This is a genomic window from Sphingobacterium sp. G1-14, assembly GCF_002196555.1.
Lineage (GTDB): Bacteria > Bacteroidota > Bacteroidia > Sphingobacteriales > Sphingobacteriaceae > Sphingobacterium > Sphingobacterium siyangense.
This window is the reverse complement of the sequence record NZ_CP021381.1, coordinates 4,836,917-4,863,187: the sequence shown is the minus strand read 5'-3', so window position 1 is coordinate 4,863,187 and position 26,271 is coordinate 4,836,917. Positions and strand designations below refer to the sequence as shown.

The 26,271-nt window shown below is 39.9% G+C and carries 24 protein-coding genes and 1 riboswitch; of the genes, 12 read left to right on the top strand and 12 right to left on the bottom strand.

All coding sequences use genetic code 11. The features are described from left to right. Positions 1-494 precede the first annotated feature (494 nt). Positions 495-1,040: a hypothetical protein gene (locus CBM24_RS21055; protein ID WP_088162613.1), complete on the top strand. Its 546-nt coding sequence runs from the start codon at positions 495-497 to the stop codon at positions 1,038-1,040. Between the two features lie 74 nt (positions 1,041-1,114). Here CBM24_RS21055 and CBM24_RS21050 read toward each other — a convergent pair whose 3' ends face one another. From CBM24_RS21050 to CBM24_RS21035, 4 genes are all read right to left on the bottom strand, one after another. Continuing rightward, on the bottom strand, positions 1,115-1,891 hold the full coding sequence (locus tag CBM24_RS21050) for a hypothetical protein (RefSeq protein WP_088162612.1): 777 nt from the start codon (positions 1,889-1,891) through the stop codon (positions 1,115-1,117). A 27-nt stretch (positions 1,892-1,918) separates the two neighbouring features. Then, on the bottom strand, positions 1,919-2,893 hold the full coding sequence (locus tag CBM24_RS21045) for a hypothetical protein (protein ID WP_088162611.1): 975 nt from the start codon (positions 2,891-2,893) through the stop codon (positions 1,919-1,921). A gap of 285 nt (positions 2,894-3,178) precedes the next feature. Next, positions 3,179-3,532, bottom strand: a complete 354-nt coding sequence (locus CBM24_RS21040) for a transposase (RefSeq protein ID WP_088162610.1) — start codon at positions 3,530-3,532, stop codon at positions 3,179-3,181. A 290-nt stretch (positions 3,533-3,822) separates the two neighbouring features. Continuing rightward, positions 3,823-4,269, bottom strand: coding sequence for a helix-turn-helix domain-containing protein (locus tag CBM24_RS21035; protein ID WP_088162609.1), 447 nt, complete (start codon positions 4,267-4,269; stop codon positions 3,823-3,825). A gap of 674 nt (positions 4,270-4,943) precedes the next feature. Here CBM24_RS21035 and CBM24_RS21030 point away from each other — a divergent pair. From CBM24_RS21030 to CBM24_RS21015, 4 genes are all read left to right on the top strand, one after another. Further along, entirely contained in the window at positions 4,944-5,318 is a 375-nt protein-coding gene (locus tag CBM24_RS21030; protein WP_088162608.1) for a hypothetical protein, read from the top strand. 125 nt (positions 5,319-5,443) lie between these two features. Further along, positions 5,444-7,612: a TlpA family protein disulfide reductase gene (locus tag CBM24_RS21025; protein WP_157698558.1), complete on the top strand. Its 2,169-nt coding sequence runs from the start codon at positions 5,444-5,446 to the stop codon at positions 7,610-7,612. After that, positions 7,612-10,824, top strand: a complete 3,213-nt coding sequence (locus CBM24_RS21020) for a SusC/RagA family TonB-linked outer membrane protein (protein ID WP_088162606.1) — start codon at positions 7,612-7,614, stop codon at positions 10,822-10,824. The genes CBM24_RS21025 and CBM24_RS21020 overlap by 1 nt, the downstream gene beginning before the upstream one ends. Positions 10,825-10,837: 13 nt before the next feature. Beyond that, the gene (locus CBM24_RS21015; protein ID WP_088162605.1) at positions 10,838-12,196 is read left to right on the top strand and encodes a RagB/SusD family nutrient uptake outer membrane protein; all 1,359 of its coding nucleotides are present in this window, start codon (positions 10,838-10,840) and stop codon (positions 12,194-12,196) included. 59 nt (positions 12,197-12,255) lie between these two features. Here CBM24_RS21015 and CBM24_RS21010 read toward each other — a convergent pair whose 3' ends face one another. From CBM24_RS21010 to CBM24_RS20995, 4 genes are all read right to left on the bottom strand, one after another. Then, the gene (locus CBM24_RS21010; protein ID WP_088162604.1) at positions 12,256-12,639 is read right to left on the bottom strand and encodes a hypothetical protein; all 384 of its coding nucleotides are present in this window, start codon (positions 12,637-12,639) and stop codon (positions 12,256-12,258) included. After that, on the bottom strand, positions 12,633-13,373 hold the full coding sequence (locus CBM24_RS21005) for a MauE/DoxX family redox-associated membrane protein (protein ID WP_088162603.1): 741 nt from the start codon (positions 13,371-13,373) through the stop codon (positions 12,633-12,635). The genes CBM24_RS21010 and CBM24_RS21005 overlap by 7 nt, the downstream gene beginning before the upstream one ends. Before the next feature lie 401 nt (positions 13,374-13,774). Next, positions 13,775-14,863, bottom strand: a complete 1,089-nt coding sequence (locus tag CBM24_RS21000; RefSeq protein ID WP_088162602.1) for a hypothetical protein — start codon at positions 14,861-14,863, stop codon at positions 13,775-13,777. Further along, entirely contained in the window at positions 14,860-15,555 is a 696-nt protein-coding gene (locus tag CBM24_RS20995; protein WP_088162601.1) for a hypothetical protein, read from the bottom strand. The genes CBM24_RS21000 and CBM24_RS20995 overlap by 4 nt, the downstream gene beginning before the upstream one ends. 423 nt (positions 15,556-15,978) lie before the next feature. Between CBM24_RS20995 and CBM24_RS20990 the strand changes: the two genes are divergently transcribed. After that, entirely contained in the window at positions 15,979-17,007 is a 1,029-nt protein-coding gene (locus tag CBM24_RS20990; RefSeq protein ID WP_088162600.1) for a hypothetical protein, read from the top strand. Positions 17,008-17,038: 31 nt separating this feature from the next. After that, positions 17,039-17,347, top strand: a complete 309-nt coding sequence (locus tag CBM24_RS20985) for a hypothetical protein (protein ID WP_088162599.1) — start codon at positions 17,039-17,041, stop codon at positions 17,345-17,347. A gap of 16 nt (positions 17,348-17,363) precedes the next feature. Here CBM24_RS20985 and CBM24_RS20980 read toward each other — a convergent pair whose 3' ends face one another. Next, positions 17,364-17,990 carry a DKNYY domain-containing protein gene (locus CBM24_RS20980; RefSeq protein ID WP_088162598.1) on the bottom strand — a complete coding sequence of 209 codons (627 nt, stop codon included), beginning with the start codon at positions 17,988-17,990 and terminating at the stop codon, positions 17,364-17,366. A gap of 163 nt (positions 17,991-18,153) precedes the next feature. On the opposite strand from CBM24_RS20980, the gene CBM24_RS20975 reads away from it, so the two are divergent. Next, entirely contained in the window at positions 18,154-18,459 is a 306-nt protein-coding gene (locus CBM24_RS20975) for a hypothetical protein (protein ID WP_075993880.1), read from the top strand. A 30-nt stretch (positions 18,460-18,489) separates the two neighbouring features. Here the strand turns inward: CBM24_RS20975 and CBM24_RS20970 are convergent, their stop codons facing one another. Further along, complete coding sequence (locus CBM24_RS20970) at positions 18,490-18,753, bottom strand: 5-oxoprolinase (protein ID WP_070567048.1); 264 nt, start codon at positions 18,751-18,753, stop codon at positions 18,490-18,492. 66 nt (positions 18,754-18,819) lie between these two features. Further along, a riboswitch (SAM-I-IV-variant riboswitch) is annotated at positions 18,820-18,913 on the bottom strand. Positions 18,914-19,123: 210 nt separating this feature from the next. Here CBM24_RS20970 and CBM24_RS20965 point away from each other — a divergent pair. The 4 genes from CBM24_RS20965 to CBM24_RS20950 all read left to right on the top strand — a co-directional run bounded on the left by CBM24_RS20965 (position 19,124) and on the right by CBM24_RS20950 (position 24,074). Then, entirely contained in the window at positions 19,124-19,894 is a 771-nt protein-coding gene (locus CBM24_RS20965; protein WP_088162597.1) for a DUF3050 domain-containing protein, read from the top strand. 264 nt (positions 19,895-20,158) lie between these two features. Next, a complete protein-coding gene (locus CBM24_RS20960) occupies positions 20,159-21,436 on the top strand; it encodes a TolC family protein (RefSeq protein ID WP_088162596.1) in 1,278 nt (425 codons plus the stop codon). Further along, the gene (locus CBM24_RS20955; RefSeq protein ID WP_088162595.1) at positions 21,436-22,497 is read left to right on the top strand and encodes an HlyD family secretion protein; all 1,062 of its coding nucleotides are present in this window, start codon (positions 21,436-21,438) and stop codon (positions 22,495-22,497) included. The genes CBM24_RS20960 and CBM24_RS20955 overlap by 1 nt, the downstream gene beginning before the upstream one ends. Next, positions 22,497-24,074, top strand: a complete 1,578-nt coding sequence (locus tag CBM24_RS20950) for a beta-carotene 15,15'-monooxygenase (RefSeq protein WP_088162594.1) — start codon at positions 22,497-22,499, stop codon at positions 24,072-24,074. Before CBM24_RS20955 ends, CBM24_RS20950 begins: the two co-directional genes overlap by 1 nt. Before the next feature lie 70 nt (positions 24,075-24,144). On the opposite strand, the gene CBM24_RS20945 is transcribed toward CBM24_RS20950, so the two are convergent. Together CBM24_RS20945 and CBM24_RS20940 are read right to left on the bottom strand one after the other, a co-directional pair. Beyond that, complete coding sequence (locus tag CBM24_RS20945) at positions 24,145-25,521, bottom strand: ATP-binding protein (RefSeq protein ID WP_088162593.1); 1,377 nt, start codon at positions 25,519-25,521, stop codon at positions 24,145-24,147. Continuing rightward, positions 25,521-26,201: a response regulator transcription factor gene (locus tag CBM24_RS20940; RefSeq protein ID WP_088162592.1), complete on the bottom strand. Its 681-nt coding sequence runs from the start codon at positions 26,199-26,201 to the stop codon at positions 25,521-25,523. Before CBM24_RS20940 ends, CBM24_RS20945 begins: the two co-directional genes overlap by 1 nt. Positions 26,202-26,271: the final 70 nt, after the last annotated feature.

Sequence of the window (26,271 nt, the reverse complement as noted above, 5' to 3'; positions counted from 1 at the left end):
ACATTAAAAGCTGTATATAAAAAATTTTAATTCACCTAAAAGCCAAATTTAGAAAATCCATATTAAAAAAACTATTTTTTTTAGCAAAAAAAGAGAAATTAAACGTATCCGCCCTATGAACTACAGTTCAGCTGATTTTTTGAAGTTCTGGGGATATAGCTCATTAATTATTTGTTGTACTTTCATCAAAATTGATGAAGAACCAATTTACTCCGGATATGCAATTGGGACACTTACACCTGAAATGATAATGTAGAAGATCTGAGATTATCTAAAGTCTAGTGAAAATTGACTAATATTATTATTTGGTGTATTCCTAATTTCTCTAATATTTGAATCGATAATAGACCTTGTTAGTATAAACTGATATTTTGGATATTTCTCTAGAGTATTTTCCAAGTGCTTTTCAATTATAAAATCTTTGTTAGAAAGATCCATTATAGTCTTAAATAGGTAATGTCTATTTCGGAGATGCTGGTCCGTAATATCCAAATATGAAGGAATTTCATGATACACGCGCAAAGGATCAGGAACTGTTACGCCAGATTCAGACTTTTATGAAGCGTGAAAATGATGTACTGTCAAGGATCGTTAAGGATTATGGTTCATTGCAGAATCTGGCTGTTCAGATTGCCGATGCTACAGGAAAAGAGGTCAACAGATTGGTTGACAAGGAAAAAGAGATTGCTTCAAAGCTCGCTGAAATCCCTGATCAGGTCAATGTAAGATATCATTACGGAATTGATATAAAATCCACGCCAGTGATCATTGTAATGATATTATTATCGATCTTCACGTCACTGGGTTTAGGAATTCTATATGAAAAAAACAGACAATTGGACAATAGAAAATCGTATGAGATACGCTACCGTATGATGGAATTGGAGCTACCTAATGTTACATCGCATATCGATTCCACATACAGGTCGGATCCTAACAAATTTCAAAATTTGGTAATTAAGAGGGAAGAAGAAAACAAGCTTTTATTCAACGTTCAAAGAAAACGTCAAGAAATAGAAGAACTGAATGGCAACTTTTAGCCCTCTAATTACAATCTAAAAACGATATATGCTATCTGACTCACAAAACTACATCGGTATCCACTAATGTAGTTTTACGAAATCAACTTCTTACAATAGATAATTTTGCTTGGATCTATCTGTCCTTTAAAATCAATGAAAGTATTTGCTCTTCTTAAACAATCCACAAAAGACTCATTATTAACCTTATATAGATATAAAAAATAAACAGCGTTACCTATATATTTTATAGAATCCCTTTCGTGATGTATTTTAACGACTAATGGCACAGATTTTTGAATATACTTTTCCCGTAATAACTCTATACCAGGTAGACCAACACCGGCGCTAAAAATATCAGTTATTATTTCTGGCATTCGAAAATAATTATAGTATCCAAAATTTGATAAATCAAAATCTGCTATATCTCGAAACAAAGTTCCATATGGTCCCCAATTGCATTCATTCATTAGCTTGTTCTGGAATCTAGAGCTTTGATATGCGGCATCCTTCAATTGCATCATATCAACATCTATGCCATCATTTATAGAATCTAAATCATGCCATATCCTTTCCAGAGCAAAGGGAACTGGCAAAAGGCCGTTTCTAGAAATTTGACATTCAGTCCCACTCAAAAGACGAGTAAAATGAAACCAGGTACATTCAAGATGTAGGTTGGTCTTCAAGAGATTTTTCGAAACAAGACTGTTATAAATCTGTCTTTCAGGAAGAATGTCCACAGAAGAATCCGGAAACCAATTATTTATAAATTCAGTAAATCCTCCATAATCTAATTTTACATTTCGTATCACTGACTCTTCTAATGTATTTACATCTTCAAAATCCAAAATGGCAACATTAATTGAACTCATACAATTAATTACATTAATTTTAAAATTCTAATTTTGAATTGCTGTAAGAATACCATTTTCGAAATAAATATATTCATTATCCTCTAAAACCCATTGCTCCGAAACATTACCTCCAATTTCGGTAGTGTTAATGTCTATTGGCTTGCTTAAAAGAGCAAGCCGAACCGCCCGTTTTGTCATCCCAATCTTATAGATATGATTCAAAACATCAGAAAAAACTTTTACACCCTCTTCTTTTTTTAGTCGATCAAAAACTTCTTTTTCTCCAAAGTAAGCACCATAAAACTTATCGCCTTCAACGTTAATTTCTCTACCTTCTCCTTTCAATCTATATTCCACCGGAATTTTATCGGAATTTTGAGAAACATACACATCGATAACAGCCCATTCACTTCCTATAGTCGCCTGAAAAGCCACTTGATTTAAATCCACCGTTTCGTTATATGAAGTAGAATAGCTATTTAGTCTTTTTGATCGAGCATAATAAACTTTCCCTTTCATCTCACGTTGAAGCTTTTCAAAATAACCATGAACAATAAATGGAAAGTGACTCGGGAGCTCATAATTGTACATGAAATAGATAATTTCATTATTCTTTGTGTCCTCAAGTTCCAGATAGAATTTATCTTGATTACAACTCTTAACGTAGAATGTTCTGTTAACTAGATCTTCATACGGCGTACTATACCTATCTGGATGTCTTTTATCCTTATAATAAACATTAGATTCATCAAATTCAGATTTCAACGGATTTCGAACAAACCCTCTAAATCCATACTTAACCATAGTTGGCCTCAATTCTCTAACTGTAAAAGTTTGCCCTTGATACTCATACATTAGGATACCAACAAAATTCTTTGTACTATCATACTTTGTTCTGTAAAGTGTTGAATTCTGCGAAAGTTCTTGATTTGGCCTGTCATTATATCTTATTTGTGAACTGGCATTTAAACAAAACAAACCAAGTATCTCTATTAAGAAAACATATTTTAATAATTTCATAATCTATATTAATAAACCTCTATACACAATTATAGCCTAAAAATTTCCACTAAAATACCAATAATCCTTAAAAAGAATATTAAAGAGATGATTTATGTAAACCAAACTATCATTCTAAAACGTATTTGTTAGCTAGTTTAGCTATTAAAAAAATGAAGTCCTTCCTGTGCATTTTCGCGATGGGCCCACTGTTGAAAACCACTGAGTTTATTACGGTAATATCGCCTTAATTTATTGGCGGATATACCATAAAATGAGCTAATAGTTTCGATGCTATGCGCTTGATTATCCGCTGATACCTTTTAAAAAAGCCGCGAAATCTGATGTGACACGCGTTCCTTTTGCTACTAAATTCCAATCCCTATAAACTACCTTACCAGTATCTTGATTGAGCCATCTTCGACGTTTAACATGTAAATAAACTTGCTGACCACGAATAGGAAAATCTTGTAAAGTAACGGGATCAAAAAAACCTTTGGATAATAAGCTATTGGTTTTGAATTCATCAGGAATAACATTCATCTCCTCCAAAAATATATCCAAGCGACATTCGCCTTTTGAATAATGGGTCATTTCAAAATAATCGGAAACCCCTTCTGGAATAATGAGAGGCATTAAAGCTTTAAATGAATCGTGCATCTGAATAATATAATAATGCAAATATCCGATTATTCTTCTTCTACTCCACAGGTTTTGTACATGATCCAAAATAAAACTTATATAGCTTAACTTTCGGAAATGAATAATAAATCAGTCCGAAATATGTCCGAAAATCAAAAAAACCACTGATTATCAGTGGCTTTTGTCGGGGTGGCAGGATTCGAACCTACCACCTCGTCGTCTCGAACGAAGCACGACGCTACCGAGCTATGCTACATGTCTTTCGATATCTCAATAGCTCGTTTAAAATACCTCCTTATAATAGCGGATCAATTTTCACCCTTCAACCTTTTCACCTCTTCTGTCAAATCAGCAACAACCTTAGTCAAATCCAAAATTGCTTGAGTCTTAGCAACGTCGTAATGAATGAGTTTTTCTAAAAGCGCTTCCAATTTATTGTCAGATTCATAAGTTATAGTTGGAAAATGATTTAAACTGTTTTGCTTAGATGTATCTTGATTATGTTGTATATAATAGATCGCTTTTTCCTCGTTAAAAGAACGAATAAATTCAACGGTTACACCCAACGCATCCGCTAATTCCTTTAAATTTGGCTCAGAAATAGTCCATGAGTTTTCAAACTCAGAAATTCGTCTTTGATCAAATTTGCTTTCGCATTTTTGCCCTAAAACCTCCTGTTTCATGCCCATGATTTCACGAATTCTTTTTAGATTTTTTCCTTCGTGTATTTTCTCCTCTTGAAATGCAATACCCATTTTTATAGATTTTAATAAGTTCGGTAATTTACCGGTATTTTACCATTTTGCGTTAAATAATTGGTTCCTTACCTTTGATATAAAGATACGATTATTTGTGGATAAAAGTAGCTTTATAAATAGTTTAAAGCCACTTTTAAAGTAAATTATTTGTCTTTAGTAGATTAAAATAATACATTTGCACCATCTCATACAGGTGGATGCACTTATGAGTCTTGTTAACGAAACGTGAGAAATTTCAAATGGAACAAGGCGATAAGTGGATCAAAACGCCCGTCAGCAATGGCGTGGCGTCCGCTTACTCGTTCCATGGGCTTCTCACGGCCTCGTTGACAGTAGGTTGGATGTCACGCCATTGCCGTTTCTATACTTACTGAAAGACTCGTTTTTATAAACAAACGAGTTATGAACAAAAAACAAAGATCAAAGAACATCATCACAGCCCCCGAGTAGCTCGGCTGGTTTGGCCAAATTAGATTTGGCTTCTCTTGCCATGGACCGCGTAACGCCAATATTATACACCTTTGTGACCCCTCATTCAAACGCGCTCTGGCTCCCAGAATAAATTAATTATTACTAATGTGAACTGAGTAACATGAGGCTCCCAATAAAAAGCTGATTTCGATCGGAGAGGGGATGCTATGTACTTTCGGTTAAAGATTACAGACTGAAAAATGAACAGGATTTTAGCGCTACAATTTGCTTTTGACTGGATGATTTATGATGTCCATAAGGTCGATTACAACCCTATAAAGGATATTGAGGCATTCTGGAATCACTATGCGCTAGAGACTGTTTCTGCTAATATTCTCCAGCTATTGAGCACGTATCTTGATGGTGGCTTAGGAGAAAATAGGCTTCTAAAAGATGAGGAAATGCAGGAATTTGCAACCGCATTGTATCGGGTGTTGATAGCTTATTGTATCGTCAATCATCGCAATATAGACCTGCGTAAAATGCAGCTGTCAGCAGAAGCTGAAGAGCGCATCGGAAAAGAGCTAGAATTGAGCAAGAAAGTCGCTGAGTTTTTCAGTAGGTTATCGAAATAACCGCCAACAAAAAAATTATGAATATCCTGAAATTTTTAGCCTTTTTAAGGGGCTATATAACCTATATATTTCAAGTACCTGTGAAGCACTACTTAAGTACAGATATAGTACTAATTACGCAAAATTTGCGTAAGAAAATTAGACAAGGAAAAACGTACTTCACAGGTACTGCGATCCTACTGAAAAAGCGCTGTACGATTGGCGTTCAAAATGAAATTAAAACAGCTGGTTCTTCGGGCAGCCTTCGGGTTTTGTTCGAGTATCCTTCGACACTGCGTCGTACCAGCGTCGACTCTTCTTCGGGAACGCTTCGACTGTTGTTCGACTGCGCTTCGACTCCTACCCGAAGCGCAGTCGAAGCCCTGCCGAAGCCGAGTCGAAGAAATGCCAAGCCTGTCTCGAATATGTCCCGAATAAGTCTCGAAGCCGAGCCGAAGGCCAGCAGACCAGGGAGTGAGGTATCACCTTCTAGGGACTTTTTTCTGACCAACTTCGCCCTGGCTTCTGTCTTTCATGCAATTGGCATCAAGTTTTCATCGGGATCTCATCGGGCCACACCGATCAAAACCCGATGCCGACCCAATGAAAACCCGATGAAATGTAAAAATTTGGCAGGAATTGATCAAAAGATGGTCGACTATAGCTTGGCACAAGAAACACACAAGCCTGACTATAGCGCGACCCTAGGTTCACCCTTGCTAAGCCCTTGTTATACACAAGGACAACTAAACGATTGCACAAGACCCACACAACAAAAGCAAGCTTTTCAGCAGGTCGGAAATGCTAGATTGACTTATGAAGTAGAATCTGAACGATCTGTTTTGAGGCTCTTTAAGTCGATCTGTAAGGCTTTTGTGTTTCGAGCTAATACTTTGTTTGGATCAATAAGTGTAGTGGTTCAGCGGGCTTTAAAATGCTTTTTGTCTGTTGCAGATTATAAGCGTGCTTATCGCATCATTTTGATATGCTTGTTTTTATGTTTAGTTTCTATGTTTAGTTTATCGGCTCAGACGCCCCGCAAGAACAGCGGGGCCGATGGGCTATCTGATCTCGTTGCACTAAAATCGGGCGATAAGATCCCGGATGCGGTATGGAACCAGCCGCTCGAACTGAACTATTTTAATGGGAAAAAGAAAACAATCAAATTCGCTGATCTGAAAGGAAAGCTGATCTTGTTAGACTTCTGGTCAACTGGCTGCCCTAGTTGCATTGAAGGAATTCCCGACATGGAATTGATCCAGCAGCGCTTTAAGGATAAGGTACAGGTTGTGATGGTCAATAGTAAGCGGAATAAGGATACACCAGAGCGGATAAAAAAGCGATTCAAGAAATATAAAGAGGACTTTAATTACACACCGGTATTGCCGACAATACTGAATGATACCTTGTTTACGTCACTTCTTCCGCATAATACGTTGCCAACGATAGGGATTATTAATCCCGAAGGTGAATTTGTCCTCAATTCTTACGCAAGTTCTATCACAGAGGATATTATCAAAGATTTTTTGAAAACTGGAGTGTCAAGCCGATTTATTGAAAAATCGGAAATCCAAAATACTGCCCGGATAAACACGCAGCCTTTGGTCGATACAACGGGACTTCTATTTTGCTCGGTGATGTCGGGTTATCGAGAAAATTATCTCGGTGTGTATCCCGCAGTGTCCTATAGCGAAGGGAATTCACTGTTTCAGGTGGGGAATTACTTTCTGAATACCTGTTATCAGCTGGCTTTTCCTGATGCATTCAAAGGGGTACAATCGAGCCTTTTTGTTTTCGATGATCGTATCACTAAGGAGTTTATCGATCTGATGTACGATTTTAAAACAACAAAAGGACAGTTTTGGTATCAGCTCTACCTGCGCGATAGTATCACACAGGAGTTAGCATTCGATTATTTTAGAAATGCTTTGATTGAACGGTTTCATGTTGCTGTTGAGCGAAAAAAAGGTATTGTTGCGGCATACGCACTTTCGCTGGATGGAGCGCGTCCACTATGGAAAACCAAGGGCGGAATGTATATGAATAGTGTGGATAAAGGCAATGAATCTTTGATCATGCAAAATATGCCCCTAAATGGTGTGATTGGTTTTATCAGGTCTGTTTTGGATAAGCCGGTAATTTTTGAGGGTAAAAGTGCCGAACGGATTGATCTGCGTTTGCCGGGAAACTTTCTTGATCTGTCTATCAAACAAAAGATAGCTGCGCTGGAACAGTATGGCATAACGCTTACACCAACACAATACAGTGGTGAATATCCTTATTTCTACACCGTATCTACTAAACATACGAAGTAATGAAAGTGTTGTTAACAGCGCTTTTTACAAGCGTATTGTTTTTCATGGGCAAGGCTCAGGAAAAAATTTGGGTACAGGGTACAATCGTTTCAGTAAAAGATGGCAGGGAGCTCGTGGGGGCCTCTATCCGGAACAAGACCTTGCATACTCAGGCTGCAAGTTCATTGCAGGGGAAATTTGCTATTCAGGTAGGTAATCATAAAGATTCTTTAATGATCAGTTGTGTCGGTTTCGTGGATAGGACAGTGGCTGCCGAATTTTTTGAGAAGCATAAGGTACTGGCTTTAAATGCTAAGGAGATTTATTTGGAAGAGGCTCTTGTCAGCACCGGTTATCAGACATTGAAAGCCAATGAGGTGACGGGGGCTATTGATGTAGTCGATAATAAGATGCTCAGTCAGCAGGTGGGAACTAATATTCTGGATAGGCTCAATAACATGACAACAGCAATTCGTTTCGACAATCAGCCGATTCAAAATGCTGACCTGCAAAAACTGAATATCTCTGTTCGAGGTTTGAGTACGATAAACGGAAATCTGGATCCGCTCATTGTGCTGGACGGCTTTATCTATGAGGGGGATATCAGTAATATTGATCCCAATAATATTGAAAGTGTCTCCATACTGAAAGATGCTGCAGCGAGTGCCATATGGGGAGCCCGAGCTGGGAACGGTGTTATCGTCATGACTTCAAAAAAGGGAGCTTTTTCCAAAGAGCAGAAGACAAAAATAACATTGTCAAATACAGTGATTTTGAAGGAAAATAGCGATCTAAATAAAATCTATCAACCCCAAAATGCGGATTTTATCGCACTCGAAAAATATCTTTTTGAAAAGGGGTACTACGATTCGGAATTGCTATACCAGCCCTATCTGGCACAGTCGCCAGTGATCGACCTATTGGATAGACGAAAGCGAAATCTTATTTCTCCGGCAGATTCGGCCAGCGGTATAGCTAAGCTCATGGGGCAAAATGGAAAACAAAACTATATGGATGCTTTTTATAATGTGCCATTTGTCAATCAGCACGCGCTGAATATCTCGGGCGGAGGGACACGCAATTCGTATGGGTTTGGTATAGGGTATACGGGGAATAAATCCGAACTGGATGCTTTTGATAGAAAGATCAATATCCAGCTGTCCAATAGTTTCAGACCTACTGACAATTTACAGTTGGACCTCCAGGTGCTGTATACCAATCAGGATAGCAGAAAAGGCAAACCTGAATTCTCATCGTTAAGCTATAGCAGTATGCAGACGCCATATCTTCAGTTTCTAAATGAGGATGGCGGTGAAATCCCATTTGAAAAGGAATATAGGGCCAGTTATCTAAAAGAAAACTATACAAGTGGTTATCTGCCATGGGATTACTATCCACTGTCGGAATACAAATTTGCGAAAGACCGACGGCAGAATAATGAATGGTTTTCGAGCCTGAACCTGAAATATAAGGTATTGCCTTACCTACACCTGAATGTCGGTGGACAGATTCAGCAGCAGCGTACAGAAAATAACGAATTGAATACCTTGGAAAGTTATGAAGCACGTAAGTGGATCAATGAGTTTACCATCATCGGTACGGGTACCACAGCTACAAAATATAACATTCCACTCGGTGGTATAAAACGATACTCCGCTGCTGAGGGCAGGTCGTATACGCTACGTGGTCAAATTGATTTTAACAAATCGATTGGTCGGCATCTGCTGGTCGGTATTCTTGGTGGCGAAGTACGGGAGAACAGATCGAACACAAATTCCTATACGGCCTATGGATACAATGAACTGCCGATGTCAAGCACTTCGGTAGATTTTGTAACTCGCTTTCCAACATTGCCGGATGACGGGATGCGACGGATACCGGGAGCACCGCAATTTTTTAAAAATGTAAATCGATTTGTATCACTTTATACCAATATAAGCGACCGATTTATGGACCGCTATGGCCTATCGATGAGTTTGCGTAAAGACGGCGCTAATATCTTTGGTGCTTCGACCAATGATAAATGGTCGCCGCTCTGGTCCGTAGGCGGATCTTGGGACATTCATAAGGAGGCTTTCTTTAATCTGTCCCTTTTTGATTATCTAAAATTGAGGACAACCTATGGAACCAGTGGTAACGTCGATCTACGAAGGTCGCCGGATCCAATTGCCTATATCGGTTCGGCAACTTATACCAGCTATCCAATGTATCAGATAAGTACCTTGAACGATCCCTTGCTAAAATGGGAAAGAGTAGCAACCACTAACTTTGGTCTTGATTTTTCAGTAAGAAAAGGAAGATTGTCCGGGCGTATTGACTATTATATAAAGAAAGGCAAAGATCTATACGGACTGAGCGAATACGATTATACGGCATGGGGCTTACAGGGTACAGTTGTCAAGAATTTGGCAGGAATGCGGGGGCAAGGTTTTGACATTGACTTAAATTCAAAGAACATAAGCGGAAAGGTCAATTGGGATACGCGAATGATATTAAGCCTGAATAGGAACAAAACAACGCAATATTACAATCTGCAAAACAGTGTCACATCCTTTCTCTCGAGCGGAAATACCATCACACCGATCGTCGGTAAACCACTGAACGCGTTGGCTGCTTATAAATGGATGGGGTTGAATGAATTTGGGGAAGGGCAGGGCCTGCTGGATGGTCAGCTAAGTACAAACTATACCGCCATACGCAACCAGGCTAATGCGTCGCCAGAAGGAAATGAAAGTATCGTGTATTTTGGATCCTCCAAACCGCAGGTCTTTGGGAATATAATCAATACCTTGGCTTGGAAAACACTGATTTTTTCTTTCAATATCAGTTACAAGGGGGACTATTACGTCAGGCGTCCTGTGACGTCCTATTTTTCATTGTTTGCCAACGGTACGGCCTATCCAGACTTTGATCAGCGATGGCAGCAGCCGGGGGATGAGCAACATACACAGGTTCCTGGGATGAAATATCCTATAAAATCAATGTCGGATGCATTCTATCAATATGCTGATATCAATGTCTATAAAGGAGATCATTTGCGGCTGGAATATATTTCGTTGACCTGGCAAGGTAAGTATACCGTCGGAAATCGTGTATTTAATATGGGGCTGTCGGCAAACGCGGCCAATCTAGGGGTACTATGGCGTGCAAATAAGATTGGTATCGACCCGGAATTTCCGTACCGATTAAGTCCACCAAAGACATTTTCTATCGGATTAAAAATTGATTATTGATCTAATAACGTAAATGATGAAAAGATTTCTTAACATATTGTGGCTAGGGGTAGTTGTTTTCTTCTTGTCGGCCTGTCAAAAATATTTAGAGGTACAGTCAAACTATGGTTTGGCTGTACCCAATAGCTTGGACGACTTACAAAAGCTACTGGATGATAGCCAGATCATGAATCTAAAGTTTCCTTCTTTTGGGGAAGCTTCGGCAGATAATTATTACCTGAGCCAATCCGCATATGATGCATTGATTGACTATGGTCAACAGACTTATATCTGGCAGAATGATCATATGAATTTCGGAAATGACTGGTCCTCCTCTTATAATACGATTTACAATAGCAATCTTGTGTTGGACCGTATAAAAAAGAGCAATCGAAATGAAGGTAATGCTAATCAGTATGATGCCATTTATGCTTCTGCTAAATTTTATCGGGCGAGCCAATATCTGGCTTTATTATGGACCTATTCAAAAGCCTATACCCAAGATTCAAAAACAGATATGGGTATTGTGCTGCGGAACAGTCCGGATTTTCATGAGCAATCGTATCGGTCATCCATAGCGGAGTGTTATGAAAAAGTAATCACAGATCTGAAAGAATCTAGTCTTATGCTTCCTGAGAAAACCAGTCATGTCATGCGTCCCAATAAGTATGCGGCTTATGCTACATTGGCTCGTGCTTACCTATCGATGCAAGTCTACGATTCGGCCCATTATTATGTTGATTTAGCCCTAAAGTACAATGTTGACCTGCTCGATTTTAATAATTTATCGGAAGTGAAAATGACAGCGTCCTACCCATTTACGATTTTTAATAAGGAGACTTTATTCTATGCTGAATTATTAGTAAGTATCAATTTGACAAGTTCGCGCGCATTGACCGATACGCTCCTGTATCGTTCTTATGACAGTAATGATTTACGCAGGTCAGCATACTTCAAAGTAGCAGCCGATGGAACGACTACTTTCAAAGGCAGTTACGCAGGATCTTCCAAGATGTTTTCGGGAATAGCAATGGACGAACTGTATCTTATGCGTGCGGAATGCAATGTGAGAATGGGGAATGTAGAGGCAGGAATGGCAGACTTAAACCATCTACTCGGGTATCGCTATAAAACGGGCACATTTATTCCTTATGTGCTAAAAGACAAAAGAGAAGCACTGGCTTTAATCCTAAAAGAGCGAAGAAAGGAATTGCTGTATAGGGGGCTAAGATGGATGGACCTAAAGCGGTTGAATGCAGAAGGAGGGGAGATTTCAATAACAAGAAAACTAAATGGGCAATTGATTACTTTACAGCCAAACTCCAACGCTTATGCACTTCCTCTTCCTGAAGATATTATTAGATTGACGGGAATGCAACAAAATCCGAAATAAAGAAAATGTAGATACAAATAGGGAAGGGGCAGTCCGATCGGACTACCCCTTCCTTTCATTTATCCCCTATTGATTGGGGTAAATGTAGTTGAGCTGCTGCCACCGGTTCTAGATGGGATATAGTTTCCTCCAGAAGTTGCGGTAGCGCCAAGTTGAATCCTTGCTGGATTCAGCTGATCTGAAGCATTCAGATCAGATTCATCGACAACCTGAGAGCAAGCCATAACGTTTGCACTGTTACAGTCCTCATCATTGGGCGTGGTATTCCAACGCGAGGCGTCTTTAACCTGATCCTCATCTTGAGGATCACCATGGAAGTAAATAGTCACAGGATCTAATTTTTTTCCTGTATAAGCCTCAGCACCTTTAAATGCTGAGAATCCGATAATCATGGCTCCGCCTAATATCATGTAGCCATAATTGTTTAAAAATTTGGTTAGCATGTAGCTACCCTCCTTTCTGTATTGCAAACCAGAAATTGATTAGTAAAGCTGCCAGTTTGCAAACTTTTGGTAAATAATTGTCGGTACGGTCCTGTGTACCGATCGTATGTAGATACCAGCAGACCTTTTACATTGCTGCTGGCAGTATTGGGCTGTTGATAGTCGTAAATGCTATCTGGTGCGTACCAAATATCCTTTGACTTCGTATCGTGGATATTCCAGTAATTGATGGCTCCCATTGCCATAAAGCCTATCAGGAATAATGCGATATTTGTTCGGCCTGTTAGTGCACGCTCGCCGTAGTTGATCGTCTTACGGTGCAATCGCCATCCGGTTATCGATAGGCCAAGAATAATGAGATTAAAGATCAAATGTGCTGTCCAGGAAATATTGCTCAAAAAGCTGGTACACATACAGGGTTTCTTTTCATATACATTCAATACCCCCAGACCGATATAAATACTAAAAACGAAAATCAGTATGGCCGAAACTTTCCATCCCAGGGCGCTCAACCTCGCTGATGGTATCGCCAGGAATACGCCAACACCGATTTCTATAAGCGGAAGTAGCCAGTAGATTACCGGAGCCAGATAACTGATCAGAGGCTGCTGCTCAAGGGCGATCTTGAATGCACCGAGCTGCCAGAGTTTATCCATCCCCACATAGACCCAAAAAAGTATCATTGCTGCCCGGATGACCTTATATATAATGTTGCCAGTTTTATTCGCTTCCATAGCCTTTATTATTTGTATTGCAGTATTTATTATTTCTTTCCCTTGTTATATTATTTTTCCTCGTTTCAAAAACAGGGCGCCGTACCTGTCCCTCCAGTGGATACAGCGGCCTGCCTGAGCGTCAGCTTCTACTTTCTCGTACGCTGTAAAACAAAGGTAGTATGGAAAATAGGCCGGCGTAGGTGTAGCGAAATGGTTAATTTGGAAAGTGCACCTGGCTCTATTCGATTTAAATAAAGACTGGGATGTAATGAAGATGTATTATGCGGTAAAAAGATCAGCGGGGAATTCTTTGTAAAACGGTCGGTTTTCGCATAATTAGGACTGTTTTTGATGGGTAGAATGAACACGTTTAGGAGGTGTAGCGGTGGCATACCCCCTGTTTTTTAAATTTTTATGTTTTATTTATTTAAGTCAGGAAACTGTCTATTCAGTTCGTCAAGCATCGTATTCAATACCTTGCGGATACGGAGCGCTGTATGAAACTCGGCGCTTTTGTCCATCCGGATCAGGCTATGCGCAGAAAGTAAGGTGCCTTCCCTCGTTTTGACGAGCCTGGAAAACACCTCGGCAACTTCTTTTTTCTCTGACGACCACATAATGTTCGCTTTAACAGATATATGCATCCAAAGTTTGAGCTCTTTGCCATTAAAATTGCTTTGAATAAATTGTTGGGGATAATCCTGCATTGTTGCTGATGGAGAGATTTTTTCATCCTCCATGTACCCGCGCATCAACTTGAGCAAGCTCCTACGGTTGCTATCATATGCAAAGTCCGGGATACAGGAGAAGTGTTTGGGGAAGCGTAACAAGGCATCCATAAAGGATGGGTCTGAATTGTAAAGTTCTTTCCAGCGATTGAAGAAGCCCATGTGGTTAAAATTGAAATTGACCATCAGAATCAAAAAGCGGTAATGCCAGTTTTTACTCTGGCGCTTGTCTTCAGCCAATTGGCAAAGTGATTCGATCATTTTGGTTAGGTAGTCCTGATGTCGGTATTGAATATAGGGAATCTTGCCATTTTCAAATAGGCTGTCCATACCCGAAAGGATCTCGGTGAGATAGGCTTTAGGTATGCTTTTCTGAGCCAACTTATCCAGAATATAGGGCATATGTTCGTATACATATTCATGCAGCCGTAGATAATAATGCCTCGGCAGCGGCGTACAGGGATCGAGATCTTTTTTAAAGAGCTGTTCGATTCGCTCAAGTAATTCTTCTAAGGCAAATAGCGCTGCAGAACTCACAATTTTACGCACGTTACAGAAGCTATACAACAAAGAGTGTAGCCGCAACAATTGAGTATGGTAAATTTGGATAGCCTGACGTGCATTATTTACCTGAATAATCTCCCGATGGGCTTGTAGTGCCAATGCAAAATTAGTATTGCAGGCCTCGGCGATCTCACCCAAATGGTTTGGAATATCTTTGTTATCAAGATAAACCAAAGCTTCTATGAGCGTTGTCAGCTTCTGTAAACTTACGATCATCTGTACCTCCTTTTGATATCTTTATGGTACCATGGCCAGCCAAATCTCCCGGGATGCATCTGAAGTATGAGTGAATCTCCTTCATTGGTCTGTTCATGTAGTTGGGGATTGACATTAATCGAAACTTTTTCTTCCTGACCTTCATAATTGAACGAAAACCATAGTTCGTATAGGTCACAGCAAGCAGGGCATTTCTGGATAACAATGGCGGGTATCCGTACAGCTTTTGCATTTGGGATATGCTGGCAATTAGCCATGATCAGCAGCATACGGATATACCAGGTACATGCAATGATCATGATGGGAAATTGGATCCCATAAAGTTTGAAAAGGTCTGTCTTTCTCCAGAAAAACAGATGTGCCATCGCGCAGATGATAAAGGCTGTCGGTATGCCCTTTTTTACAGCTGTCCAAAAGGGTTGCGAGCTGATCAGCAGCTGGTAGGGAAGGCGGTCAAATAGTGCTATGCTGCTGACCTGGATACAGACAAAAAAGATAACGAAAAGCTGCATGACGCGTTCTTGGCCACGCATTTCCAGAAATGGGATAAGAATGATCATTGCCCCGATGCTATAGACGCGCTCGCTATGTGTCCGGGCCCAGAAAATCCCATATAAGGTAATCAGTACAGCAATTGCAATAAATACATAATTGCGGCTAAATGGCAGTCTAAATTTCTTTATTGTCCTCATGATTTATGGTTTAATAATCAGTGAAGTTTTACGCTTTAAATTTACCCACTATAGCATGAAATTTCAGTGAATATCCCAACCATTTCAATGAAGGCCAATTTTTTACAATGAGTGCTGATTTCCTGACAGCGAAGGAGGATTTTCTATCAACAAAGAGTTAAATTTTCATCCGGAAGGGGAATTATTTGAGCCATAAAACGATACAAAGGCATTGATTTAAGTGAGTTGGACATTGTTTAATAAATAATTGGCTAAATTTATATAACAAAAATTTCTTCGACAGGGGAGTTTTTAAGGAAGTTCTCCAGTACTAGGAATTTATGTAATGCCGGATAAACTTAATAGGTGAAAGATAGATTGGAAGAATGTATAAATCTGATAAGTATGTAAATTTTAATAGCGTTATTAAAATGTCGTCTGTACATGAAAAGTTTTAACAAAAATAGATATCAGGATAATAGAACATTGACGGTGCAGTATCCCGATGGGATCTGGCAGGTGATTGCATCTTTCATTTTTGGAGGATTCTGTTGGTATCTGGGCTATCGGGGCGCCTTGGCGGAATGGCTTTTAGACTGGCCGGTCACCTATAGCTATCTATTTTTTGTATTGATGGTAGCGATTATTTTCTTTTATATAAGATTGGTTATCATTATATTGGACAAAAAGCAGAACTGGCTGGTTAACCCCGAAAAACGCGCCGGTATGCAATTATTTTTTTGCTGCATACTTCCGACACTTTTATTGTTCTGGATCATTGGCCCCGATCCACAGGCGAAGGATGAATGGCTGCTGTTTCCTTTAATGGTCATATTTAGCGGCATTTTGGTCCTGAATATGTCCTATACAGTTTATTTCTATGTCGCTGTTTACCACAGGCAAAAACTCATAATTTTTGAACAGAAAGAAACTATCCTCCAGCAAGAATTAAGAACGAGAGATCTCCAGGAGCAGATTGAGCTGCTTTCTCCGGGCATCGAAGAGCTGAAAGAGATCCTGGTAACAGCAGGGGAAGATAGAGATGTGGATTCCATGGATGAAATAGATTTAACCATGTGCAGATCCATGGATCTGGAGCAAGAGGTATTCCTGCTCAATAATAAAATCTTGTCCCAAAAGATATCCTATAAGGATATCGGGATTTTTACTTATAAAAATGGTATAGTCAGCCTTTATTTAAGAACTGCGATGGACGAAAATCTGACTTGTGGCGAGCAGCGCAGCTTAAAGGAAGTTGTCAATAGCACGAAGGGATTTGTACAAAAGATAGACCGGGATAAGGCTATACCTTTGGATATGATCCAAGCTTGCCTGCAACTGAAACGGGGCCGATTGCGTATCCTGCTCAAAATCCCTTTTGAGGGACGGTACTATTTTGAGGTGTCCGACAAGATTGCAAAGCATATCAGGGAATGGGTCATGTTGCAGGTGCCAATAGAAAAAGAGCAATAAAATATATTAGGTAAACTTTAATAGATAGATTATGGAAAAAGTAAGGGACAATACCTGGAAATGCCGAGCTACTGGTAAAGTTGGATTTCCTTCTTTAATTGAGGCGCAATGGGCAATGCTTCACTTTAAGTTCAGATCCCGGATGAGAAACAAATTGGATGGTAAACGTATCAAACACAGGATGGGTAAAGACGCCTGCAAAAGGGCCTATTATTGTAAGTTCTGCAAAGGTTATCATATTACCACCTGGGAAAAAGGTCACTTTAATGATTATAAGGCCAAAGCCGAATCCTGGGAGATACCGAAAGGATTAGGAAATTGGAATTATTCAATAGAATAATCCCGTGGTCTATTTTCTATTCTAATTTTTTTCCTCTATAATATTCATTCCAGCTATCCTTCGCATAACCTTTGCCCAGATATTTAAATGTAAAAGCAGTTGCATCTTTTATCTCCTGACCAAAATAATAGACTTTCCAGCTATCTTTGCTGTATCCATCGCCGAGAAGAACAAAGCTTTGGTCGGATACATCTTTTAGTCGATTGCCTCTATAATAGACATTCCAACTGTCTTTGGCATATCCTTCATCCAGTATTTTAAAGCTGGGCGCAGAGACATCTTTAATCTTAACGCCACGATAATAGGCATTCCAACTATCTTTGGCATATCCCCAACCAAGTGATTGGAAAGAATGTGGCGATACATCTTTAATCTTAACGCCACGATAATAGGCATTCCAGTTGTCTATTGCATAAGCATTGCCGAGGTCTTTGAAAGATCGTGCATCGACACCTTCGACCATCTTATCCCTGTAGAAGATCCGGTTGCCTATGTTGACATAATCGTTTTCTCTGTCATGTCGAAACGTCGTCTGAGACGTAGATCTTTTATTGTGACGACCTTGTTGAGCAATACTTTTCCCCAATATACATAGCAATGCAAAGGAAATAACAAGCATATTTTTTAAGTGGATAAAGGCCATAATGTATCTGTTTTATAATATGATATTTATATTGAATCCCTCCTTTATGACCAAGATAATTCACCGAAGGTTTAATCATTTTATCATTTTATTTCTCGTTATCCTTATCCGTTTCAAATGCAACTATTTTGGAATCCAAATATTTTTTTGTATATTGCTGGTTATGAGTTTTAAAGAAAAATTAGAGAACTGGCGCACGTCAATCAATCGCGCCGGTAGTGGTGAGGAATTGTATATTTTGCTTTTGAACTATAAAAGGTTTATCAACAAAAATTGGGTGGACGATTTTGGCGATCCGGGCAACTGGAAATCGGAATTAAATCAGGTCATCAGCAAAGTAAGAAACAAGGTGGATGTAGCAGATATCAGAGCCTGCCAAGATTTATCGTCCTATCAGGACGATGCCCGGCAGACCGCACATTCACTCAATCATACGTTAAAATATCATCACTCATTGACAAAAGGGTAGGCTAGGCCTACCTTTTTTTGCCGATAACGATTACTGTAAAGGAATCAGGACATTCTGTTCCAAGCGTACAGGGACATGCTTCACCGAGGTAAAACCGTCTTCCTTGGAAATGATGTTGGAAAGATCCAGTCCTCTTTTGGAGAACGTACTGATCAAAGCTGTTCTAAAGGTTGCTTTGGCTGAACCCCAGCCTTGTCCTAAAATCGTGTCATTGTTGAGCTGGATCAGTTCATCTGTTGAGTAATAACTGAATTTTTCCAGTAAGTGTTGGTAAAGATTTGTTGTAGTAGCCATACAATTTAAAAATTTAAAGGATTAAACCATAAACTGTATCCAGATCTTGTTGGGAAAATAATCGTTCTGTGACGTTTATTTTGGTCGAAACCCGTATTAATTTACCACCGCGGTGCCTCCACTCGGTTGGTATTGCATCATGCAATTCTGAATACTCTACAAATATAGTAGATTATTTTTTATAATAAAAAATATTTTTGTTTTTAAGGGTAAATGAGCGCTAACAACAGGAATAGGGAGGTCAAAAGCGAGGCGCGTTGTTGGCTGTGATTTGGTTATGAAGCGGATAGCTGGGCGAAAAATTTATCATGTTACTGTAATCTCATCGAAAATACTTTTAAAAACAGAGATAAGACAATACTTTTGCGCCATGAATAGAATTGCGGAAATTAACGAATACATTGCTGCCGAACGCGAGGTATTATTGCAACACCCTTTGTATCGTAAGATCAAAACGATCAAGAATCTACGTTCTTTTACAGAAGGGCATGTGTACGCTGTATGGGATTTTATGTCTTTACTAAAAGCTTTACAGATTAAATTGACCTGTACGACTTTACCTTGGTTTGCGAGTGAGCATCCATCAACACGCTATCTAATCAACGAAATTGTATTGGCTGAGGAATCGGATGAATACATTGATGGCCGCCGTTTGAGCCACTTTGAGATGTATCTGGACGCCATGGATGCCATGGGTGCCGACCTTCATCTGGTCAACAAATTTATTGCTCAAGCCAAAAAATCGAACAACATATTCGATGTCATTGCAACGACCACATTGGACAAGCGGATCAAAGACTTTTTGAATTTTACATTCGAAGTGATTGCTGAGGGCGAGGTGCATAAAATTGCCGCAGCATTTACATTTGGACGCGAAGATCTTATCCCGGGAATGTTTACCTCTATTTTGGAAGAGATTAAAACAAACTTTCCTACAGCCAATCTGGATAGCTTTATTTATTATTTTCAACGCCATATTGATCTTGACGGCGACGAGCATGGACCGTTGGCGATGCAGATGATCACAGATCTTGCCAAGGACGATGAGGTTAAATGGACGGAAATGAAAGAGATCAGTAAAATTGCGCTACAAAAAAGAATCCAGCTGTGGAATGCAATAGAAGATTCCTTATACGGATAATCTATTATTATACCATCGAGAAAGGCCTTTCAAATCACGATTTGAAAGGCCTTTTTTATGTGCTGTAAAAAAGGATATTGTAAGGACTTATTGGCAGATATTGGTCTTTTTGTTTGAATTGATGAAAAAATGTCTTTTTTCCATAACATATTGGCGTTTGTGAAGAAATCCAAGTTCCAATAAGTGTCTAAGTTTGCAACGCAAAAAAATTACATAGCACACGTGAACTTTTTTCCTCCCTATTGGGCAAAAGGCATACTAACCATGGGATTGTTAGTATGCGCTATTTCGGACACCTTCGCCCTCGATTCTTTGCGCATGTCCCTGAAAGACATGATCGACAAAGCGCTACAGAACAGTAAATACATCGAGCAGTCTTATTTGCAGCTCAAAGAAACTGAGGTGGCAGTACAGCAGCAACGCATGGAGTTGCTGCCCAAGATTTCCGCCAGAGCTTCTGCTAGTTATGCAAGTAATATGCCTGTGTATGACCAGGGTCTTTTAAATAAACCTTCCCAGCATGATATCATTCATTACTTGTACGATAGCGGCCTGGATTTTTATCTGAACCTCTACAATGGGCATCGGGACCTAATGAAAATTGAGTCCAAAAAATTGGAAAATGAGCTGGCCAGAATCGATTGGAAGAATGCCGCAGCGCAGACGAAATTGGAGGTTTGCAATCTTTTTTTGGATTTGGAACTGTCGTATAGTAACCGATCTTTAATTGAGCAGGATATCGCTGATCAACGGGCACAGCTCAGGGAGATTGAGCATCTGTATAAGGCGGGTGTTGTATTGCACAGTGACGTCTTGCGTATTTCGTTGGAGCTTTCGAAGCGGGAACTGTTGCTCGTGCAGATCGGTCATGATATTCAGGCTGCAAATCAGAAGCTGCAGCTAATTGGTGGTATTACTGCGGAGATTGTGCCCCTGCCCGAGCAGTTTCAGGTGGAAAACCCCAGCTATGAAGCGCTTGTTGCCGAAGCGCGAAGCCATGCTTTTTCCCTCCTAAAATCCGAACAGGAAGTGGTTTTGAAGAAGTTGTCGGTCAAACAGGCGCGATCAAATTATCTTCCTGAGTTGGGTTTGACCAGTACATTCACCTTTGCCAATCCACAGGTTTTCTTGTATCCCTATAATCCCAGCTGGTATAATCTGAGTATCACAGGGCTCAAATTAAACATACCGATCTCGGCAATTTATCTCAATAAAAACGTGGTGCGCGGAGCACAGATCGCATTGGATCGACAAGAGGTAAAACACCATCATGAAGAGGAGATTCTGGAAAATCAGCTTTTACAGGCCTTGTTGGATTATCAATTGGCTATTAAGCAGCAGGAGGTCTGTCAAAACAATAAGGCGTTGGCGCAGGAAAATGCACGAATTATAAAAAACAGGTATTTTAAATCATCGGCTTTGATTACAGATCTATTGGATGCTGATATGCAATACCTAAAAACACTTTTTGATCTTGAAACCGCACATATTGCGATACAGAAACATTATTATTTTATCGAATTTTTGAAGGGTACTATCTAATGAAACCTAAATCACGAAGAACAGTTGTGGAGGCACAACTCACTCGAATCACCAACTGGTTGGCCGGAATTGTCTTGTTGGCCTTGTTGTTATGGGGCGCTCAAGCATTATGGATGCGACTGCGGTATACCTACACAAATGATGCACAGGTAACACAGTATATCAATCCCATTGTTTCTCGGGTAGGAGGATATGTGGTTTCTGTGCATTATCACGATCATCAATTGGTTAAACGGGGTGATACCTTGTTGCTTATAGATAATAAGGAATATAAATATGAGGCTGATCAGGTAGCTGCATCCGTCAATAAGGAAGCTGCAGAGATCAATGTTCTTCATAGTCAAAAGGAAATTCTCCAGGCGGAACATGAATCTTTACGGACCTCAATTGCTGCCGGGGAGGCTCGGGTAACCAAGCAACAGTTGGAATATGATCGATATAATTATTTGTTTCAGGAAAAGTCTGCAACGGCACAGCAACTGGAGGATGTAAAAGCAACGTTGGATGTGTATAAGAGTGAGCTGGCTTCGTTAAAGCATAAATTACAGGCTTCACAGGAGCGTGTGCATGATGTGGATATGAAAAAAGGTGTGGTCGATGCCGAACGTGTTCGTTTGACGGCTGCTGTCGGCCGTAAAAGGCTTGATGTTGGGTATACCGTTATTCGTGCACCTTACGATGGTCAGATTGGCAAACGCACGATTGAAAAAGGTCAAATGATAAGTGCTGGTGAAGTTTTGGGCTTTATCGTCAATAGAGAAACCCCAACCTGGGTAACCGCTAATTTTAAGGAAACACAACTGCGTTATTTGCATCTTGGCAATAGGGTTGAGGTGGTTGCCGACGCGTATCCGGATCAAAAATTTTATGGAAAAATTATTTCCATCTCCCCGGCTACTGGATCTGCATTCTCCCTTTTGCCGCCAGATAATGCAACAGGCAACTTTGTGAAGATTGTACAACGCGTACCTGTGCGCATTGAGCTGGATAAGCAAAAGGGAGCGGAACAGCTTCTTTCGGGAATAAATGTGAATGTGTCGGTATCAAAAAAACAGAAATAGTGAAGGGAATTTTTAAAGAATGGGTGCCGGAGTGGTTGATCAAGCTTATCCTGTTTAGCAGTTTGATGCCCAGTATGGTCTTATTTTTCCTGCCGGGTGCAAATACAAATGTCACCGCTGGATTTTACGGTGCTCAACCCAGTGATGTCCAGTTTCTGATCATTTTGTTTTATGCTGGTTTTGTTGGATTCTACGTTTTAGAACGACGCTTTTTTTTATACTTTCCCATCAAGCAGTACTACATTATTTTTAATCTTCTGCAGCTATTGAATTGCTTTTTGATGTACAGCATCACCGATATCAGCTGGGTATATGGCCTGCGCTTTTTCCAAGGGATGTTGTTTGCTTCTGCCGTAAACTTATCGATCTCCATGATATTCTCACGGTTGAAAAGCGATCGGGCTAAGGAAGTAAGTTATGCTGTCTTTTTTGGTATGTTACTCTGCAGCTCCCCATTTAATACTTTCGTCACGGCTGAATTTATCGATTCATTCAATTTTGATCAGCTCTATCTATACGCTGCCTTATCATTTGTACCGGGTTTATTGTTGATTATGCTGTCGATGCGCTCTATACGGCATATACGCCCTTACCCTTTGTTTTCATTAGACTGGGCAAGCTGCATTTTCTATAGTCTTGTGATCGTCAGTTTTGGCTATTTAATGGTGTATGGACAAGAAGTTTATTGGTTTAACGATCAGCATATGCTGATCATATTCGGGGTAGGTCTAACGTTGCTTATTCTTTTTATTGTTCGGCAAATGGTGCTCAGGCGTGTGTATGTTCATTTGGCGATTTTTAAAAACAGGAACTTTCTCTTGGGCTTATTGATTTTGTACATGATGTATATTGAGCGCTTCTCCTTGACCATCTCAAATCAATATCTCGTACAGGTTATTCAACTCGATCCTATTCATTTGTCCTATATCCAGTGGTTTAATATTGCTGGTATTGTCGCTGGTGTTCTAGGCTCATTGTATTGGATGCTTGGGCAGCGCCCCGTAAAATGGATTTGGATTTCGGGCTATTGTTGCTTGCTGCTGTTTCACCAATGGATGTTTTTCTCCTTTGAGGGGCAGGGTAATGATGCGCATTTTTGGATACCCTTAGTTTTACATGGACTCGGAGTAGGGCTTATTATGGTACCCACCATCTTATTTTGCATTACCAGTGTCAGCCCTCAATTGGGGGCTTCTGCGGCTGCGGTCTGTCTTGCTATCCGATACCTGGGTTACACGAGCAGTATCGGTTTGCAGAATTTTTTCAAGTTGTTTGAATATGCCCAGCACCAGCAGGTTTTTAGGGACCAAACGGAAGTGGGCAATCCCTTATTTCGGGAGTACCTGCAGCAGGAATCTGTCAGCATCTTGCAGCATGGACTGCAGTATAAGGAACATACGGCAGCCTTAAAGCTCGTTGCTGAGCGGGTCAAGATCCAATCCTTTGTGCGCTATGCCATGGATTATTATGAGATCATGTCCATGATCAGTATCAGCATACTTTTGCTGATACTGATTTCGCCTTCCTTGAAAAGCATGTATAAGAAACTAGGAAAAAACAGAATTTCTCCAGCTTAGCTGACAGTGCTACATTTTTCCTTTACCACAATATGCTGGTTAAGGAGACTTAAAAAAAAATAGCATGCTATCAGGATAGGGAACGATGTGAGATATCAATGCTAAAAACACTTCCAACGCCTTTTGCCGAGCGGACGGTGATCTCGCCTTGATGGAGAAGCACGATTTTTCGGGTAAGCGATAAACCAATACCATTTCCCTCGCTATAATCTTTGTTGCTTCCACGATAGAATGGTGTGAATATATTGGGCAGATCGACTGGGTCAATGCCTATTCCGTCATCTTTAAATTCCAGCTGAATTCTATTTTCATCTGCTTTGATAGCGATTAGGCATTTTTGATTGGGTGAAAATTTACAGGCATTTTCAATGAGGTTGACAAAGGCAACCTGCAATAGATACTCATTTGCATTGATGGATAGAAGTTTTTCATCTTCAATCGCCGGATCGACAAAAATGTCGAGTTTATAATTTGGACTTGACTGGAGAACCTGCTGACATGCATCAATTAGTATTTCGTCTATACGTAAGGTTTTAAACGCGATTTCAGCACTGTCATAACTTGCTTTTGCAAAATCAAGTAAGCTATTAAATAACTTCTTCAGTTTCTGTGCATCATTTAGCGTATTGTCGATGACAGTTTTATACTCCACTATGCTGCGGTCCTTATTGGCAGAAATCTCGAGTTCTGCAATCATGGCGGCCAAGGGTGTTCTTAGCTCATGCGAGATATTGGAGACAAAATGCTTTTGGGCATCAAAGGAGTTCTCGAGACGGTCGAGCATCGCATTGAATGTGCTGGCCAATTCGGAAAGCTCGTCTTTATTTCCGCTACTCGTAAGCCTAGCATCCAAACTTGTTGCAGAAATGGTTTTTACACGTTGTGTCATTTCCAGGATAGGTTGAAAGACCTTTTTGGAAAAGAATATTCCTGCCGCATAGATCAGAAATATAGACAAAATGAAAACCAAAAGAATAGTAGATAATAGACTATTGAGTTTATTGTAGCCGTATTGATCATAAGCCGCGGCTGTGATGATGTAAGTTTTGTCTTTATATGGAAAGGTTATGCCGATGACCTGCCATTTTTCCTGATAAAATCGTATCTCTTTATTTTTGAGAATATCCTGCAGCATGGCTGGTGTCTCTTTGACAAAATCGATATCTACGGCATCATGATACAAGAGATCAAAACGGGTGTCGTAAATTGCAACCTCGACTTCGTTGAGGATTTTTCGGTTGTTGTGGTAGATATCTTCTAAGGTCTTTTTGTCAACTTTTGCATTCAAAAAAAGGTTTGCTTTGGTGTAAGCTTCTTTTTTCAATAGGGCGTAAAATTCTCTTTCCCGATTCTCTACCGCTGAAAAATATACTGTACAGGCAAATACCAGCAATATGGTGGCTGTAATCAGCGTGAACAATATGGAGATTCGTGTCCTGATTCGCATTAGTCTTGTTTTAGAATAAAGCCCATTCCGGATTTAGTATGGATATATCTGGTCGCAAAATCTTTGTCGATTTTTTTACGTAGATAGTTGATGTAAACATCAATGAAGTTGGTTCCGGTGTCGAAATGCGTTTCCCATACTTTTTCAGCAATTTCCATTCTGGAAAGGACACGCTCGGGATTTTGCAATAAATAATGGAGTAACTTGAACTCTTTGGGGGTCAAATGGATTTCGGTATTATTCCTTTTGACGCTTTTGGTATGGAGGTTCATTTCCAGGTCTCCATAACGCAAAATTGTTCCTGTGAGTGTATCTTGTTTTTGATATCTTTTGAGCAGGACTCTGATGCGGGCTAGGAGTTCGCGCATTTCAAAAGGCTTGACCAGATAGTCATCCGCTCCGGCGTCAAACCCCTCAATTTTATCGTCTGTAGTTCCTAATGCTGTTAACATGATAATGGGAACATCGGGTTTGATATGACGAATTTCTTTGCAGAGATCCAATCCATCCATCTTAGGGAGTACGATATCGGTTATGATAAGATCAAAGTCGTGTTGTAAGGCCATTTTCTTTCCAGATATGCCGTCGTAGGCAATAGCTGTTTGAAATTCATTTTCATCAAGTCCGCGTTTGATCAATCCTGCGACACGTACGTCATCTTCGACTAGGAGAATCTTCATATAAAGAAAAACGTTAAAAACTTCGATAAATCGAAATTTATCTATGATACCAAATCATGGGCCATCCATG